16 protein-coding genes are annotated in these 16,611 nt (G+C 45.2%); 1 reads left to right on the top strand and 15 read right to left on the bottom strand.

Going from position 1 to position 16,611, the window contains the following annotated elements; genetic code table 11:
* Window positions 1-64 precede the first annotated feature (64 nt).
* From AC5W2J_RS08960 to AC5W2J_RS08935, 6 genes are all read right to left on the bottom strand, one after another.
* Window positions 65-517: an acyl-CoA thioesterase gene (locus tag AC5W2J_RS08960; protein ID WP_496059134.1), complete on the bottom strand. Its 453-nt coding sequence runs from the start codon at window positions 515-517 to the stop codon at window positions 65-67.
* 88 nt (window positions 518-605) lie between these two features.
* Window positions 606-1,373, bottom strand: a complete 768-nt coding sequence (gene sdhB / locus AC5W2J_RS08955; protein ID WP_496059133.1) for a succinate dehydrogenase iron-sulfur subunit — start codon at window positions 1,371-1,373, stop codon at window positions 606-608.
* Window positions 1,373-3,151, bottom strand: coding sequence for a succinate dehydrogenase flavoprotein subunit (gene sdhA, locus AC5W2J_RS08950; RefSeq protein WP_496059132.1), 1,779 nt, complete (start codon window positions 3,149-3,151; stop codon window positions 1,373-1,375). The genes sdhB and sdhA overlap by 1 nt, the downstream gene beginning before the upstream one ends.
* Before the next feature lie 38 nt (window positions 3,152-3,189).
* Window positions 3,190-3,798, bottom strand: a complete 609-nt coding sequence (locus AC5W2J_RS08945) for a succinate dehydrogenase cytochrome b558 subunit (RefSeq protein ID WP_496059131.1) — start codon at window positions 3,796-3,798, stop codon at window positions 3,190-3,192.
* On the bottom strand, window positions 3,791-3,937 hold the full coding sequence (locus tag AC5W2J_RS08940) for a hypothetical protein (RefSeq protein ID WP_496059130.1): 147 nt from the start codon (window positions 3,935-3,937) through the stop codon (window positions 3,791-3,793). Before AC5W2J_RS08940 ends, AC5W2J_RS08945 begins: the two co-directional genes overlap by 8 nt.
* Window positions 3,938-4,200: 263 nt before the next feature.
* Entirely contained in the window at window positions 4,201-5,553 is a 1,353-nt protein-coding gene (locus tag AC5W2J_RS08935; RefSeq protein WP_496059129.1) for a TrkH family potassium uptake protein, read from the bottom strand.
* Window positions 5,554-5,662: 109 nt separating this feature from the next.
* Here AC5W2J_RS08935 and AC5W2J_RS08930 point away from each other — a divergent pair, with 109 nt between their 5' ends.
* Window positions 5,663-6,043, top strand: coding sequence for a DUF2507 domain-containing protein (locus AC5W2J_RS08930; protein WP_496059128.1), 381 nt, complete (start codon window positions 5,663-5,665; stop codon window positions 6,041-6,043).
* A 49-nt stretch (window positions 6,044-6,092) separates the two neighbouring features.
* Here the strand turns inward: AC5W2J_RS08930 and uvrC are convergent, their stop codons facing one another.
* The 9 genes from uvrC to AC5W2J_RS08885 all read right to left on the bottom strand — a co-directional run bounded on the left by uvrC (window position 6,093) and on the right by AC5W2J_RS08885 (window position 16,597).
* Window positions 6,093-7,820, bottom strand: a complete 1,728-nt coding sequence (gene uvrC / locus AC5W2J_RS08925) for an excinuclease ABC subunit UvrC (protein WP_496059647.1) — start codon at window positions 7,818-7,820, stop codon at window positions 6,093-6,095.
* A gap of 187 nt (window positions 7,821-8,007) precedes the next feature.
* Complete coding sequence (gene trxA, locus AC5W2J_RS08920) at window positions 8,008-8,322, bottom strand: thioredoxin (protein ID WP_120192569.1); 315 nt, start codon at window positions 8,320-8,322, stop codon at window positions 8,008-8,010.
* Window positions 8,323-8,486: 164 nt separating this feature from the next.
* The gene (locus tag AC5W2J_RS08915) at window positions 8,487-9,461 is read right to left on the bottom strand and encodes an electron transfer flavoprotein subunit alpha/FixB family protein (RefSeq protein ID WP_496059127.1); all 975 of its coding nucleotides are present in this window, start codon (window positions 9,459-9,461) and stop codon (window positions 8,487-8,489) included.
* 13 nt (window positions 9,462-9,474) lie between these two features.
* Window positions 9,475-10,248, bottom strand: coding sequence for an electron transfer flavoprotein subunit beta/FixA family protein (locus tag AC5W2J_RS08910; protein WP_496059126.1), 774 nt, complete (start codon window positions 10,246-10,248; stop codon window positions 9,475-9,477).
* Between the two features lie 21 nt (window positions 10,249-10,269).
* Window positions 10,270-11,043, bottom strand: coding sequence for an enoyl-CoA hydratase (locus AC5W2J_RS08905; RefSeq protein ID WP_496059125.1), 774 nt, complete (start codon window positions 11,041-11,043; stop codon window positions 10,270-10,272).
* A gap of 15 nt (window positions 11,044-11,058) precedes the next feature.
* Window positions 11,059-11,661, bottom strand: a complete 603-nt coding sequence (gene fadR, locus AC5W2J_RS08900) for a fatty acid metabolism transcriptional regulator FadR (RefSeq protein ID WP_496059124.1) — start codon at window positions 11,659-11,661, stop codon at window positions 11,059-11,061.
* Window positions 11,662-11,843: 182 nt separating this feature from the next.
* Window positions 11,844-13,547, bottom strand: coding sequence for a long-chain-fatty-acid--CoA ligase (locus AC5W2J_RS08895; RefSeq protein ID WP_496059123.1), 1,704 nt, complete (start codon window positions 13,545-13,547; stop codon window positions 11,844-11,846).
* Window positions 13,548-13,787: 240 nt separating this feature from the next.
* A complete protein-coding gene (locus tag AC5W2J_RS08890; protein ID WP_496059646.1) occupies window positions 13,788-14,198 on the bottom strand; it encodes a DUF350 domain-containing protein in 411 nt (136 codons plus the stop codon).
* A 41-nt stretch (window positions 14,199-14,239) separates the two neighbouring features.
* On the bottom strand, window positions 14,240-16,597 hold the full coding sequence (locus AC5W2J_RS08885; RefSeq protein WP_496059122.1) for an endonuclease MutS2: 2,358 nt from the start codon (window positions 16,595-16,597) through the stop codon (window positions 14,240-14,242).
* Between the last annotated feature and the right edge of the window lie 14 nt (window positions 16,598-16,611).

Genomic DNA, 16,611 nt, shown 5'->3' with positions numbered 1-16,611 from the left:
TTTAACACTTGTCATTTCTATAGACAAGCAACTTGTTGCAAAACAAATGAAATAGCAATTTCGTTCACTGAAGGCTGTTCATTCGTTCTTTATCTTCCTCACTCCATGGAAGAGATGAGCCCGTTTCTTTGGATATTTGAACGACGGCTCCGCGTCCGGTTAAGCATTTCTCCCCGTCCGTGTTCTTTACCAGGTAATGCACATCTGCGGAGCTGTTACCGATCCGCGCTATCTTCATATATACTTCCAGTGCTTCATCAAAGTAAATTTGTTTTATATAATCACAGTGCATATCCGCTACGACAATCATTTTTTCTGAATCCGGTGCGAGCCACTGCTGCATTAATCCGACCTTTTTAAAAAATGCCAGCCGAACGTTTTCAAAGTAGACAAATGCATTGGTATTGTTTAGATGCCCAAACGCATCTGTTTCGGAAAACCTCACTGTTGTTTCATTATAGAAGGAGAAGTCTTTCTCCCATTTTGTCCAATCTTCAATATAAGAAGGGGTACCCATATATATGCTCCTTTTCTGTACACAGCTGTTCTGTTTAGTATAAGAAAAGCCGGTGCAGGTTATACCTGCACCGGCCGAATTTCAAACATTATTTATCACTGCCGAAAAAGCTTTTAAACGACTGAATGTTTGTGTCTCTGTTCAGCGCGGCAATGGAAGTCGTAAGAGGAATACCTTTTGGGCATGATTGCACACAGTTCTGCGAGTTACTGCAGCTTGAAATGCCTCCATCTCCCATTAGTTCCTTTAAACGTTCTTCTTTATTCATTTCTCCCGTTGGGTGGGCGTTAAACAATCTCACCTGGGAAAGAGCAGCCGGTCCGATAAAGTCGGAATTGTCATTCACGTTCGGGCAGGCTTCAAGGCAGACACCGCACGTCATACACTTGGAGAGCTCATAGGCCCACTGACGCTTATTCTCTGCCATTCTAGGTCCTGGTCCAAGGTCGTATGTTCCGTCAATCGGAATCCATGCTTTTACCTTTTTAAGCGAGTCAAACATTCTTGAACGGTCAATATGAAGATCACGTACTACAGGAAATGTTTTCATTGGCTCCAGACGAATCGGCTGTTCCAGCTGATCAACAAGCGCTGTACAGGACTGACGCGGCTTGCCGTTGATTACCATTGAACATGCTCCGCAGACTTCCTCCAGGCAGTTCATGTCCCAGATAACAGCAGACGTTGGATTGCCCTGGGCATCTACCGGGTTTCGACGGATTTCCATAAGTGCCGAAATAACATTCATGTTCTGGCGGTAGGGAATTTCAAATTCCTGCTTATATGAAGGTTCATCCGGTCCTTCTTGTCTAGTCACAACAAACCGGATTACTTTGTTTTCGGTCTTTTCACTCATTAACTTCCGGCCCCTTCCTTTTTACCTGCTTTTTTCTGGGAATAGTCGCGTTTACGAGGCTTAATAAGAGATACATCGACTTCCTCATATTCAAATTCAGGTCCCTTTTTCGCAGGGTTGTATTTCGCTTTCGTTGTTTTCAAAAACTCTTCGTCATTACGATCCGGGAATTCCGGCTTATAATGAGCGCCGCGGCTTTCATTTCTATGATAGGCCCCCATCGTAACAACTCTGGACAGGTTCAGCATTCCTTTTAACTGACGTGTGAAAGATGCTGCCTGGTTGCTCCATCTGGACGTATCATTAATGTTAATGTTTTCCCAGCGGTCCAGAAGTTCCTGAATTTTTTCGTCTGTTTTGAGAAGCTTTTCGTTATCACGTACAACGGTTACATTGTCCGTCATCCATTCGCCAAGCTCTTTATGAATCACATAGGCATTTTCTTTGCCATCCATGTTCATAATTTTCTCAAACTCATCTACTTCTTTCTGCTTGGAACGGTCAAAGATTTCACTGCTCATGTCTTCAGCAGATTTCTCCAGTCCGTTCATATATTCCACTGCTTTAGGACCTGCAACCATCCCGCCGTAAATAGCGGACAGCAGCGAATTAGCACCTAAGCGGTTTCCGCCGTGCTGGGAATAATCACATTCGCCGGCAGCGAACAGGCCTGGGATATTGGTCATCTGGTCATAGTCGACCCACATGCCGCCCATGGAATAATGAACAGCAGGGAAAATCTTCATTGGTACTTTACGGGGGTCATCACCCATAAACTTTTCGTAGATTTCCATAATCCCGCCAAGCTTAACATCGAGTTCTTTTGGATCTTTATGGGATAAGTCAAGGTATACCATGTTTTCGCCGTTAATACCGAGCTTCTGCTCCACGCAGACGTCAAAAATTTCACGGGTAGCAATGTCACGTGGTACGAGATTTCCGTACGCCGGGTATTTTTCTTCAAGGAAATACCATGGTTTGCCATCTTTATAAGTCCATACACGTCCGCCTTCTCCGCGGGCAGACTCACTCATTAAACGGAGCTTGTCATCACCGGGAATAGCTGTAGGGTGAATTTGAATAAACTCCCCATTGGCGTAATAGACGCCCTGCTCATAAAGAGCTGCTGCTGCATAGCCTGTGTTAATCATAGAGTTCGTAGACTTTCCGAACATAATTCCCGGTCCGCCGGTAGCCATGATAACCGCATCTCCACGGAACGTCTCCACATCGTGGGAGCTCAGATTCTGTACGGTTACCCCTCTACAGGCGCCTTCATCATCAAGAACCGCAGAAAGAAATTCCCAGCCCTCGTATTTATTAACAAGTCCAGCTGCTTCGTAGCGTCTTACCTGCTCGTCAAGCGCGTACAAAAGCTGCTGTCCCGTCGTTGCTCCTGCAAATGCTGTGCGGTGGTACTGCGTGCCGCCGAATCTTCTAAAGTCAAGCAGCCCTTCTGCTGTCCGGTTAAACATAACGCCCATGCGGTCCATCAAGTGGATGATTCCCGGAGCTGCTTCCGTCATTGCTTTAACGGGAGGCTGGTTGGCAAGGAAGTCGCCGCCGTATACTGTATCGTCAAAGTGCTCCCATGTGGAATCGCCTTCTCCTTTTGTGTTAACAGCGCCGTTGATTCCGCCCTGTGCACAAACAGAGTGCGATCTTTTTACGGGAACAATGGAAAATAAATCTACTTGAATGCCTGCTTCTGCTGATTTAATTGTTGCCATCAGGCCGGCCAGGCCTCCACCGACTACGATGATTTTGCCATTACTCATAATTGACCCTCTCCTTAATTAATTGACAGTCTAAGGACTTATACAAATGCAAAAATGGATCTTAGTCCAATGATGGTTAATACAACGAACAGTCCAATTGTTGCATAAGTGGAGATCTGCTGGGAGCGTGGTGTCACGGTAATGCCCCAGGTAACCATAAACGACCATAAACCATTAGAAAAGTGGAACGTAGCTGCTACGACCCCAAGAATATAGAAAACAAGCATGAACGGGTTACTTAGTATTGATGCCATCATATCATAATCTACCGTCTGACCAAACATTGCAGCAATTCTGGTTTCCCATACGTGCCAGGTGATAAAGATAAGCAGAAACACACCGGTAATGCGCTGAAGCAGAAACATCCAGTTACGGTAGTATCCAAAGCGTCTTGTGTTTGCCTTCCCCTGGAATACGATAAACAGACCGTAGATAGCATGAAACAGAATGGGAAGAAAGATAATAAATATTTCTAAAAAATAGCGGAATGGAAGCTGTTCCATAAAATGAGCGGCCTGGTTAAACGCCTCGGCCCCCCGGGTAGCAAAATGGTTTACGATAAAGTGCTGGATTAGAAATATCCCAATGGGAATGACTCCAAGTAAAGAATGAAGTCTGCGGTTAAAAAATTCACGGTTTTCAGCCATGCAAATATCCTCCTAAAATTATTCCATTTTTGTTGGTGATTCTTGATGCACCTTCTGCTTTTTCACCATCCCTTTCAAACCGAATAGAAAATGCCCCACAAAATAAAACAGCCCATGTACAAAGCTGTTTGGTTGTCACCTTATGTAATGGAACAAAAACAAAACGGTCATTTTCAAGTTCGTTGCCATTTAGAAAAACGAAAGCGGTGCAGGATATATAATAATTTATCCATTATTTACGTTTTTCGTAATCACAGCGCGCATTGTACTTCAACACATTTATTGTACTCCCACTTTTCCAGTGAGTCAAGAAAACGGATACATGCCTTTATAAACAAAATATACAAAAACCTCCTTCCCCTAAACGGTTTTTCCAGGGAAAAGAGGCTGTTTTTGTTTTTATTAGCCAATAATAATACGTTCTGTTGGATATTTATAATAAGACTTCGTTTCTTTTCTTTTTACCGACAGCAGGAAGGCTAAAATCCCCACCCGGCCGACAAACATTAATACCATCAGCACGAGCTGGCTCGGCCTTGATAAATCATCTGTAATGCCTGTTGTTAAGCCGCATGTTCCGAATGCGGAACTCACTTCGAAGATAATATCAATGAGCTCCACGTTCGTATTGTTCTGTTCCAGCGCACTAATACATAGGACTGCCGCAAATACACCCACAAGAAAAAATGACAAAACGATGAACGCTTTTTGTTTATCTTCCGGGTGAATCTGCCGGCCGAACACTTTTACTTCTTCCTTCCCCAGCGCAAAGCTGCGGATCGTTAAAAACATGACAGCCAGCGTTGTGGTTCTCAGACCGCCGCCCACGCTTGACGGGCTTGCTCCAATAATCATTAAGGAAGATACAAACAACAGCGTAGGCAGCGAGTAGGCCGACACATCCATCGTGGACAGTCCCGCACTCCGGGCACTGGCTGAATGAAAGATCGCCGATGACACCTGCTGATGCCAGGCCATTCCCTGATAGTAAACGTTCGCTTCCAGCAGCAGAATACCGATCACACCTATGGCAAAAACGAGAAAATAAGTCGTTACTGTTACCTTTGTGAACAGGCTGAAACGAAAGTCCTTGCTGTTGGAAGAAAAATATTCCCTGATCTCCATTAATACAGGAAATCCAATCGCTCCTGCAAAGATAAGCAGCACAACAATCAGCTGGACGTAATAATCATCCGCAAACGGAATCAGCGATTGGCCGGTCACGTCAAATCCCGCGTTTGTAAATGCAGTTAAAGCACCAAACGCTCCCTGGTAATAAGCCTGGCCGACCGAGTCGAAATATTGTATATAATAAGTACCAAGAATAAGAGCCCCCACCGCTTCAATAGCCAGCGCCAGGAGGAGTATGTTTCTCATTAACTTTACCATACCGGAAAACTGGTATTGATTCTGATCGACCATAATAAGAAGCCGTTGAGATAAATTAATTTTTCTGCCCAGAAGCAACCACACAAATGTGCCCAGGGACATAATACCAATGCCTCCTACCTGCATGGCCAGTGCCAGGAAAAAAACCCCCGTATAGCTCAGCGTTTCAGAAACATTAATAACGGTCAGCCCGGTTACGCTTACTGCCGAAACGGAAGTAAATAGTGAATCCAGATAACCAACCTCGATGCCGGGCTTATGGGAAACAGGAAGCCACAGCAAAACGCTGAATAGAAGCATGGATACAATATATGAAAAAATAATCATTCTAAAAGGCGTCATAAATGCGTTCGTAAATTTTTTCATGCCTCAACCTCCGCTGGATTTCGGACATCAGTATATCATTTATGCTTTTTATAATCTATAGAGATTTCAGCAGGAAGCCTGTATAATAAAGACAGAAAAGGAGGCTTTTATGTCAGACACTAACAGCACGTCCCCTTCATTTGGCTACGCCCTTCTCAGAGAAACGCTTCTGCCGGAACTACTTGGGCATGATGAGCCTGAAATATTATACTGGGCCGGTAAGTCCCTTGCACGGAAATACCCCTGCGCTTCAGTAGAAGAAATTTTGGAATTTTTTAACAAAGCTTATTGGGGAGACCTGCAGATTATTAACGAAAAAAAACGCGAACTGCAGTTAAAGCTCAAGCCAACCCATGATACATATTCCTTTCTCCTGGAAGCAGGATTTCTCGCTGAGCAGTTATCCACGCTTAAACAAACAGCGGCGGAAACGTACCTGAATGAGAAAAAAGAAGACTACACCTTTTCTGTCCGCTGGGATAAAGAGTAGCACAATAAAAAGGAACTGCCGCAGACAAACATGTAGCAGTTCCTTTTATTTATTTGGGAGCCGGTGCCTCATGAAGCCGTTTCAGCAGTTCTCTTGAGACACTGTCCGGAATAGCTATGGCTCTAAAGTCATCCACCGTTGCCGCTTTCATGTTTTTCATGGAACCAAAATGCTTTAACAGAGCCCGCTTGCGTTTTTCCCCCACCCCTGGGATATCATCCAGTACAGAAGAAAACATCGTTTTCCCTCTCGTCTGCCGGTGAAACGTTATCGCAAAGCGGTGCACTTCGTCCTGAATGCGCTGGAGAAGGTAAAAAGAAGAGCTGTTTCGTTTTAACGGCACGACTACAGGAGGATCACCCATAATGAGTTCGGACGTATTGTGTTTATCGTTCTTCGCCATACCCGCTACCGGCACATTCATGCCAAGTTCATCTTCTATGACGCTTAACGCAGCACTCAGCTGGCCTTTGCCGCCATCCACCAGAATCAAGTCCGGGAGTGCCTGGCCTTCTTTCAGCAGTCTTGTATACCTCCGGCGTATAACTTCTTTCATGGAGGCGTAATCGTCCGGTCCAGTAACGCTTCTCACTTTATATTTACGGTAATCTTTCTTAAAAGGCTTCCCGTCCATAAACGTTACCATCGCAGCAACTGGGTCAGTTCCTTGTATGTTGGAGTTATCAAAGGATTCTATCCGGTGCGGCATATCAATCTGCATAGCTTCCGCCAGCTCTTCCACCGCTTTTACCGTCCTTGCTTCATCCCGCTCAATAAGGGAGAAGCGCTCCTTTAAAGCGTGGGCTGCATTGCGTTCGGCCAGCTCTACCAGCTCTTTCTTCTTTCCTCTGGCAGGCTGTATTACTTTTATCTCCAGCAGCTGGGCGGCCATTTCCTGGTTGATACCCATTGGAATGAATACTTCTTTAGGCTTCAGATGATCTTCCCGAAGATAAAACTGTCCCAGAAACGTCAGAAAATCCTCCTCCGGTTCCTGGTAATAAGGAAAGACCGATACATCGCGTTCAATCATCTTACCGCTTCTGATAAAGAAAACCTGTACGCACATCCAGCCTTTATCCACAGAATAAGCAAAAATATCGCGATTTACTGTATCGTTAATGTTCATTTTTTGTTTTTCCATTACCGAGTCAATATGATGAATCTGATCACGGAGCTCTTTGGCTCTTTCAAAATTCAACTCATCAGAAGCCGTATGCATTTTTGCACGCAGGTCTTCTTTTACCAGCTGATGGCCGTTGTTCAAAAACTTCGCAATATCCTGCACCATTTTCTGGTTGGTTTCTTTAGAGACTTCAAACTCGCACGGAGCCAGACACTGCCCTATATGATAGTAAAGACAGACTCTGTCCGGCATCGTTCGGCATTTCCTCATAGGATAAAGCCTGTCGAGAAGTTTTTTTGTTTCGTTGGCTGCCCCGGCATTCGGATATGGCCCAAAATACTTAGCCCCGTCTTTTTTTATTTTTCTCGTTGTAATTAAACGAGGGTGTTCTTCTTTTGTGATTTTGATATAAGGATATGACTTATCGTCTTTTAGCAGCACATTATATTTCGGCTCGTATTTTTTGATTAGATTCATTTCCAGAATTAACGCCTCAAGGTTGGATGAAGTAATAATGTATTCAAAATCCACGATTTCCCCGACGAGGCGCTGGGTTTTCCCATCATGGGAGCCTGTGAAATACGACTTTACCCTGTTTTTTAACACTTTTGCTTTTCCAACATATATAACAGTGTCGTGCTTATTTTTCATTAAGTAGCAGCCCGGCTGGTCCGGAAGCACGGTTAACTTTTCTTTTATTGTATTCAATCCGTAACACCTCTTCACTTCATTCTTCTCTCGTAGTATAAAGCGAAAGTATGTTTGTGTGCAAAGAATCCTTCCTTATATATAGGAAAAAGCCGCTGATATTCCTTCAGCGGCTTTTCTGACCTATTTATTAGATGTGTTTATTTAATAATTCAACAAGTTGTTCTTTCGGCTGAAAGCCTACAACCTGGTCTACTACTTCGCCGTCTTTAAAAACAAGAAGAGTAGGAATACTCATTACGCCGTACTTACCGGCTGTTTCCTGATTTTCATCAACATCTAATTTTGCGATCTTTATCTTGTCGCCCATTTCTGTATCGATTTCCTCGAGTACTGGAGCGATCATTTTACATGGTCCGCACCAAGTAGCCCAGAAGTCCGCCAATACAACGCCTTCAGACGTTTCTGTTGAAAAGTTTTGATCAGTAGCTGTTACAATTGCCATTTGTGTGGTCCTCCTTTAAAGTAGCTTTATTAAGCTAATGCATATTATAGCATTGTGTATAAATTGTGGCTAATAGATTGCCTGTATATTATTTATCCGCTTCGTATTTGTCTAAACGCACAGCCGGCTCACGAAAAAGCCTGCCGACCCCGGCAGGCTTTTTTTTAAGAGGCAGTAACTTTTTTAAATTCTTCTGTGAGGGCAGGAATGATATCAAACAAATCTCCGACAATACCATAGTCTGCTACTTCAAATATCGGCGCTTCAGGGTCTTTATTGATAGCTACAATTACTTTGGAATTGGACATGCCCGCTAAATGCTGAATGGCTCCACTGATACCTGCTGCAATATAAAGGTCCGGCGTAACCACCTTACCTGTTTGTCCGATTTGCAGCGCATAGTCGCAGTAATCTGCGTCACACGCCCCGCGGGAGGCACCAATAGCTGCGCCGAGAACGTCTGCCAGCTCTTCCAGCGGCTTAAAGCCTTCTGCACTTTTCACGCCTCTTCCACCGGCTACAATGATATTAGCTTCCGCTAAATCAATGCCTCCCGTGCTCTTTTTCACTACTTCTTTGATAATGGTACGCAGATTGGTAATCGTAAATGTTTTCGTATCTACACTTCCGCTTCTGCTGCTGTCAGCTTCCAATGCCGGAATATTATTGGGACGAATCGTGATAAATAAAAATCCCTCGTCTACCGTCAGCTTTTCAAATGCTTTTCCGGAATAGACTGGACGAATAAAGTGAGCTTCTGCTCCTTCGCCTTCTATATCCACGCAGTCCGTAATAAGCCCCGAGCTCAGCTTTCTGGAAAGTCTCGGCGCCAAGTCTTTACCGCTGGATGTATGGCCGATAACGAGTCCTTCCGCCTGCTCTTCTTCACATACCTGCTCCATTGCCTGCATGTAGGCGTCTGTCGTGTACTGCTTTAATTCATCCATTTCCGACACGATCACGCGGTCAGCTCCATGCTGAATCATTTTTTCTGCATGAGAGGCAGCTCCTTCACCAAATAATACACCAACTACTTCGCCGCCGTCTGCTGCCTTTCGTCCTGCTGCGATCGCTTCAAACGTTACATTTCTTAATTCGTTTTCTTTTGCTTCTCCTAAAACAAGAATTTTTCTGCCCATTATGATCTCTCCTTTATATAACTTTTGCTTCTGATTTTAATAATTCCACCAGCTGCTGTGCCTGTGACTCCGTTGACCCTTCAAGAACTTTTCCGGCTCCTTTTTCTGGCGGCAGGAAGCGGTCAACGGTCGTTGTTTTCGCTGCAATGTCTTCTTCATCAAGGTCAAGGTCGTCAAAATCGATCGTTTCGAGCGGCTTTTTCTTTGCTTTCATAATTCCCGGAAGCGAAGGATACCTTGGATCATTTAAGCCCTGCTGGCAGGTAACCAGTAAAGGCAGCGATGTTTCCACAATTTCTACGTCGCCTTCTACATCCCGTTCAATCGTGACTTTGGTGCCGTCAATATCCAGCTTCGTAATGGTAGTCACCTGATTCATCTGCAGTCCTTCTGCAAGCCTGGAAGCCACCTGACCGGCTCCATCATCGACAGCCACGTTACCACCGAGTATAATATCGGCTTCCTTGTCTTTGAAATATGCCGTTAATACTTCACCGATCGTGTAGTGATCAATAGCTTCGTCCATGTCTTCCATGTTCAAAAGCACGGCTTTGTCTGCTCCCATCGCCAGAGCTGTGCGGAGTTCTTTTTCCGCTTCTTCTTCGCCTACAGTGACGACCGTAATTTCTCCACCGTGGGCTTCTTTTAACACGATAGCCTCTTCGAGTGCGTATTCATCGTAAGGGTTAACGATGAACTCCGCCCCCTCTTCATCAATGCGGCCATTTTCAATTACTATTTTTTCTTCCGTATCGAATGTTCTTTTCATTAATACAAATATGTTCATGTTTTGTTCCTCCCTGATTTTTTATTTGTTTTTGAAAGACGGCTTTCGTTTTTCAATAAATGCCTGAATCCCTTCTTTTGCATCTTCACTGGCAAACGCCCTGCCAAACAGCTCGGCCTCTTTCCGGCTTCCTTCTTCTCTGGCAGGCGGAATGGCATAGCGGAGAAGCTCCAGTCCCATTTCTGTCGTTACGCGGCTTTTCGAAGCGATATGACCGGCGATTTCAACAGCTGCTTTGACATGTTCGCCTTCAGGTACCGCCTTGTTTACCAGCCCCCATCGTTCTGCTTCTTCTCCATTGATAGGAAGACCGGTCAATATCATTTCGCCTGCTTTAGGACGCCCCACCAGCTCAGGCAGCCTTTGGCTTCCCGCGTAGCCTGGTATCAAGCCGAGCGTTGTCTCCGGAAGGCCAAGCTTCGCTTCTTTTGTGGCGATCCTCATATGGCATGCCATCGCCATTTCCAGTCCTCCGCCTAAAGCCGCGCCATGAATAGCCGCAATCACCGGTTTTGTAAGGGCTTCCATTTTGTTGAATACCTGCTGCCCGTTTGTTCCTAAATCTGAAAACCCGCTGCTGCTTTCTACATCTGTAAACTCTTTAATATCGGCACCGGCTGCAAAAAATCTGCCTTCACCGTACAGCACGGCTGCATGCACTTCTTTATCGGACTCAATTTCATCCAGAACAATGCTCAGTTCTGAAAGGACCGAGGCTGCCAGGGCATTAGCCGGCGGCCTCTCAAAAACGATGTGGGCGATATTATTTTCCACCCGCCATTGTAAATGTTCCATCAATATCCCTTCTTTCTATTGTTTTGCCCGGATTGTTGCTCCAAATCCCTGCAGAAGCATGGAAGCGGTGGGAGCGGCTAATTCATTCAAATCATATCTGTATTCATTCATTATCCAGGTGGTAACGACTTCATCTATCGTACCGAAAATCATCTGCCGTGCCAGTTTTTCGTTTAAATCCTCTGAAAAAACGCCTGTTGCTTTTCCTTCTTCAATCAGCCCGTCCATAATCAGGAGGTATTCCTTTAAAATATCATTGATCTGCTTTCGCAGGTGGCTGCTGGACTGCCTTAATTCAAGCTGCGTTACGATCGCAAGGTTTTTGCTTAATGAAAGCTGGCGGAAATGATTGGCTACAAGCGAATGCAGTTTTTCTTCGACCGACAGCTTGGACGTAAGCTCCTCTTTAATATTCGATATAAACTGGCCCATTTTTTCTTCGAATACAGAAATGAGGACATCTTCTTTATTTGTAAAATATAAATAAATGGTGCCATCCGCTACACCGGCACGCTTTGCTATCTTTGATACCTGGGAATTGTAATAGCCGTTCTCCGCTATTACGTCTACTGCCGCTTCTATAATTTGTTCGTATTTGGGACCTTTTCGTTTCCCCATGGCAGAACGCCCCTTTTACAATGTATTAATAGTGAATGACTGTTCATTCATTATATGTCTAGCTTTATCATAGATAATATTTAAAGGAGTGTCAAGCGTTATTCCACAGATTTTCAGCGTTTAAAAAGCCCGGTGCCATGACCGGGCTTCCCTGCAGTGGTTCTAAAAGCTGTTGACGCAGATCAGCTGCCTTTCTGCATTTCTTTTGCTTTAGTATTTTTTTCTTCTTCTTCAACAAGAACCCGTCTGAGTACTTTACCAATAATCGTTTTTGGAAGCTCTTCTCTTCGTTCAAACAATCTCGGTACTTTAAAAGAAGCCAGATGCTCTCTGCAGAATGCTTCGATTTCTTCATCTGTTGCACTTTTTCCATCTTTGAAAACAAGGAAAGCTTTCACGGTTTCTCCACGGTACGGATCCGGTACCCCGATAACCGCCGCTTCTTTTATTGCTTCATGTTCATACAGCACTTCTTCAATTTCTCTAGGATAAATGTTAAAGCCCCCGGCAATAATCATGTCTTTTTTGCGGTCAACAATATAAAAGTAGCCTTCATCGTCCATATAGCCCATATCTCCGGTCAGAAACCAGCTTCCGTGAAATACGGCCGCTGTATCCTCCGGCCGGTTCCAATAGCCTTTCATCACCTGCGGACCCTTCAGCATAATTTCTCCAATTTTCCCTGCTGGAGCCGGTCCTTCCGTTTCCGGATCGTAAATAGCCGCTTCTGTATCCGGCCATGGAATGCCTATACTTCCTTCTTTCCGCTTTCCCCAGATAGGTGTGGAAATGGCCACCGGCGACGTCTCTGTAAGCCCGTAGCCTTCTACCAGCTTCCCGCCGGTCAGCTTTTCGAACGTCTGCTGGACTTCGAGTGGCAGCGGAGCAGAACCGCTCAGGCAGGCTTCAATAGAGGACAGGTCATATTTATTAATAGTAGGTTCATTAATCAGTCCTACATACATTGTTGGGGCTCCCGGAAAAACTGTTACTTTATGCTTTTGAATCGCTTTTAAAATAGGAACCGGTTCAAAACGGGGAACAATAATCATTTTAGCTCCATGCATAATACTGATATTCATTACTGTCGTCATGCCGTATACGTGGAAAAACGGCAGCGCTGCCATGATCGTCTCTTTTTTCCGGTCAATACCATACATCCAGGCGCTGCTCTGCATTGTATTTACGACTAAATTATAATGCGTGAGCATAACACCTTTGGCCGGACCGGTTGTGCCGCCTGTATATTGAAGAAGAGCAATATCTTCTTTTGGATCAAAGGAAATATCCAGCTTTTCCGGCTTTCCCTGCGCCATGATTTTCTTCAGCTGGTGAGTTGTGCTGTCATATACCACCTGCTTGGCCAGTGCCGCATTTTTACGCTGCACGAGCGGATACAGATTTTTTTTAGGGAAAGGAAGGTAATCTTTAATGCTTGTTACAAGAACATGTTCAAGTGATGTTTTGCTTCGGACTGCCTGCACACGCGGATATACTAAATCCAGGCATATCATAACTTTTGCCTGGGAATCGTTCATTTGATGCTCCAGCTCACGCTCCACATAAAGTGGATTTGTCTGCACTACTATGGCACCCGCCATCAGTGCACCGTAATAACAGATTACGGCTTGAGGGGAGTTCGCGAGCATAATCGCTACCCTGTCTCCTTTTACTACCCCGAGCTTTTGAAGCTGGCTGCTCAGCTTCAGGGCCTCTTCATACACTTCACTGTATGTCATATCTTTCCCCATAAAGTGAAGGGCTTCGCGGTTTGGCTGACTCGCAGCCGTTTCTTCCAAATAAGAGTGCAGCGTTTTTTCATCATAGGAGATACTTGTAGGTATTTCCTTCGGATAGTGCGAGAGCCATGCATGCGTTTCTTCCATATTAAATCCCCCTTTAAAATGTGGACACTAAAAATACGTGTAGAAGCACTCTATACGCTCATTATAATGGAACCGCTTACAATTATAAAGAGCAAATTGTAAAAAAATGGGCTCTGCCCTGAGGCCTGCCCATTCTCTCATTAAAGCGAAGAAATTAAATAGATACAGCCTGCTGCAAAAAACACCGCACAGCAGACGAGTAATATTTTAGCTAACCGCTCCATTATCTTCCTCCTCCTGTCAGCTTAATATCCCTGCTCCTATAACAAAGGAAAGGCCGACGGAAATAATAAATGCAATCAATCCGACCGCCCGATTATCTTTCGCAAGCTCCTCATCCACTTTGAACATAGGCGTTAAAAACTCGAATACGAGATAGCTGATAATTAACAGAACAAAGCCGAGACAGCCCCACACGATCGTTGTGAGTATCTGGTCGTTTTGAAGGATGGAAAAATGAAGAATATTAGCCACGCCGAATATTTTCCCTCCGGTGGCAAGCGCCACCGCAATATTGCCTTTTTTTATCTCTTCCCAGTTGTTATAGGGGGTTATCGTTTCAAATACAGCTAAAAATACGATAAGGGAAAGCAGAGCTACACTGTAGTTGGCAGCGGTCTGTCCGAATGACGTCTGTAGTATGGTTTCCAGGCCGGCCACCTTCCTTTCACTATCTCAGGTGGTCTGAGGTATTATTTTAGTTCAGCAACCGTATTTCCAATGCCGCCTTCATTCATTCCGCCGTCACGCGTGCTTTTCACACTTGGGTGTTTTTTAAGGTACTCCTTTACCCCTTTGCGCAGCGCACCGGTTCCTTTTCCATGAATGATATGAACCTGGCCGTATCCTGCCAGCACCGCTTCGTCCAGGTATTTCTCCACCTGGCGCAGGGCGTCTTCATAGCGTTGGCCCCGCAGGTCAAGCTCAGGCTTCACCGGAGCGCTGGTCGTTACCGACCGGACATTGCGGAGAGGGGTTTTTTCCTTAGAACTGCCCAGTTTTTCCATATTGCTTTTTGTTACCGTCATTTTCATAATACCGAGCTGAACCTGAAATTCATTTTCATTCAGCTGTTCGAGCACCTGGCCTTTTTGTCCAAAACTTAATACTTTTACTTCATCACCAGGCTTGATGGAATCTATTTTTTCAGCCTGTCTTTTTATTTGTTTGATTCGCTTCGTTGGAGCAGGCTGCGCTTTATCCATTCGGGATTTGGCATCAATAAGCTGGTGCTCTTTTACATTGTATCCCTGTTTCTCCAGCTCCCTCAGCTCACGGATAATGTCATCTGCCTGCTTTTTGGAAGCCGAGAGTTCGCTTTCCGCATCTTCCCGTGCTTTTTGGAAGATGGCTTCTTTTTCTTCTTCCACCTGCTGTACTTTTTCTGCCAGTTCCTTCTGCAGCGATTCTGCTTCTTTTCGAAGAGAGACCGCCTGCTTTTCCTGTTCTTCTACAGACAGCTGTCTGTCCTGCAGAGAAGCAATCATCTGCTCCATCTGCTGGCTGTCGGTGCTTACCTCGGCTTCAGCCGCCGTAATAATCTCATCGCTTAAGCCCAGGCGTTTGGAAATCGCAAAAGCATTGCTCCGTCCCGGCACGCCAATTAACAGTCGGTAGGTCGGCCGCAGCGTATTGACATCAAACTCCACGCTCGCATTCATAACGCCTTCCCGGTTATAGGCGTATCCTTTCAGCTCACTGTAGTGCGTCGTGGCAATAAGAGAGGCTCCTTTATTATATACGTAGTCCAGAATCGAAACAGCCAATGCAGCGCCTTCTGTCGGGTCTGTTCCAGCACCTATCTCATCAAACAGTACGAGACTGTGATGGTCAATCTTCCCAAGAATATCCACAATATTGGTCATGTGGGATGAAAAGGTACTTAAGTTCTGTTCAATCGACTGTTCGTCCCCAATATCGGCATAAATGGACTCAAATACAGCGGCTTCTGATTGTTCCTCTACCGGAAGAAACAGCCCGGACTGGGCCATCAGCGTCAGCAGGCCGGCTGTTTTCAGCGTGACCGTCTTACCACCTGTGTTCGGCCCTGTTATAACGAGAGAGGAAAAATCTCCTCCAAGCTCCACCGTAATTGGTACAACTTCTTCTGCTTCAATAAGCGGATGTCTCGCTTTTTTAAATCGGAAATGACCCGTGCTGTTCACCTTCGGCTGTGTCGCTTTTAAGTCGTGGGCATAATATCCTTTTGCAAATATAAAATCCACATAGCCGAGCGTCCGGGTGTTCTCCAGCAGTTCTTCTCCGTTTTCCTCAATTTCTGCTGATAGTTCACGGAGTATTTTTTCGATTTCAATTTTTTCTTTCCCACGGGCTTCCCGCAGCACGTTGTTCATCGACACCACGGACTGCGGTTCAATAAATAAAGTGGCTCCGGAAGCCGACTGATCATGGATAATGCCGCCGAATGATCCCCGGTATTCCTGTTTGACGGGGATAACGTAGCGGTCGTTTCGAATAGTAACAATCGAATCAGACAATTTCTTCTGCTGGTCCTGGGATTTAGTAAGCTGATCAAGCTTGGAGCGGATAGAAGCCTGCTGCCCTCTTATCTGCTGGCGGATGCTGCGAAGAGTCGGGGTCGCGCTGTCCATTACCTCCCCGTTATCATCTACCGACTGCTTGATCGACCGCTCTACATCGGTCAGTACCGTAATAGAGCCCACGATTTCATCCAGTCCGGGAAGCTCAATGCCGTCCTCCACCATTTTGTCGATAAACGTTTTCACTCTTCTCGCAGCATAAATCGTATCTGCTATTTCAAGCAGTTCCCATGCGTTCAGGACGCCGCCGATCTGGGCTCGTTTAATATGGGCAAAAACGTCTTTAATCCCCCCGAGAGGAGCCTGTCCTTTTAAGCGTACGACCCGGTGTGTTTCCTCCGTAATTTTCATCGCATGCTTTATATCATCCACCGAAGACATCGGCTTCATTTGTTCAATTTCAGCTCTTCCCAATGAAGAACCAGCATGCTTTTTCAGCTGGTCCTTCATCTTGTTGTACTCGAGCACCCGAAGGACTCTATCGTTCATTGTCATCTTCCTTT

Source organism: Sinobaca sp. SA16-1 (genome assembly GCF_059510515.1).
Note: the sequence above shows the minus strand (reverse complement) of the source record. Positions and strands in the feature narration are given on the sequence as shown.

What these genes read in the sequence shown, in the direction of transcription:
- AC5W2J_RS08945 (WP_496059131.1), bottom strand. Translation starts at nt 3,798, where the DNA reads ATGGCTGAAAACCGTGAATTTTTTAACCGCAGACTTCATTCTTTACTT.
- trxA (WP_120192569.1), bottom strand. Translation starts at nt 8,322, where the DNA reads ATGGCAATTGTAACAGCTACTGATCAAAACTTTTCAACAGAAACGTCT.
- AC5W2J_RS08915 (WP_496059127.1), bottom strand. Translation starts at nt 9,461, where the DNA reads ATGGGCAGAAAAATTCTTGTTTTAGGAGAAGCAAAAGAAAACGAATTA.
- fadR (WP_496059124.1), bottom strand. Translation starts at nt 11,661, where the DNA reads ATGGGGAAACGAAAAGGTCCCAAATACGAACAAATTATAGAAGCGGCA.
- uvrC (WP_496059647.1), bottom strand. Translation starts at nt 7,820, where the DNA reads ATGAAAAATAAGCACGACACTGTTATATATGTTGGAAAAGCAAAAGTG.
- sdhB (WP_496059133.1), bottom strand. Translation starts at nt 1,373, where the DNA reads ATGAGTGAAAAGACCGAAAACAAAGTAATCCGGTTTGTTGTGACTAGA.
- AC5W2J_RS08885 (WP_496059122.1), bottom strand. Translation starts at nt 16,597, where the DNA reads ATGAACGATAGAGTCCTTCGGGTGCTCGAGTACAACAAGATGAAGGAC.
- AC5W2J_RS08895 (WP_496059123.1), bottom strand. Translation starts at nt 13,547, where the DNA reads ATGGAAGAAACGCATGCATGGCTCTCGCACTATCCGAAGGAAATACCT.
- sdhA (WP_496059132.1), bottom strand. Translation starts at nt 3,151, where the DNA reads ATGAGTAATGGCAAAATCATCGTAGTCGGTGGAGGCCTGGCCGGCCTG.
- AC5W2J_RS08910 (WP_496059126.1), bottom strand. Translation starts at nt 10,248, where the DNA reads ATGAACATATTTGTATTAATGAAAAGAACATTCGATACGGAAGAAAAA.
- AC5W2J_RS08930 (WP_496059128.1), top strand. Translation starts at nt 5,663, where the DNA reads ATGTCAGACACTAACAGCACGTCCCCTTCATTTGGCTACGCCCTTCTC.
- AC5W2J_RS08960 (WP_496059134.1), bottom strand. Translation starts at nt 517, where the DNA reads ATGGGTACCCCTTCTTATATTGAAGATTGGACAAAATGGGAGAAAGAC.
- AC5W2J_RS08905 (WP_496059125.1), bottom strand. Translation starts at nt 11,043, where the DNA reads ATGGAACATTTACAATGGCGGGTGGAAAATAATATCGCCCACATCGTT.
- AC5W2J_RS08935 (WP_496059129.1), bottom strand. Translation starts at nt 5,553, where the DNA reads ATGAAAAAATTTACGAACGCATTTATGACGCCTTTTAGAATGATTATT.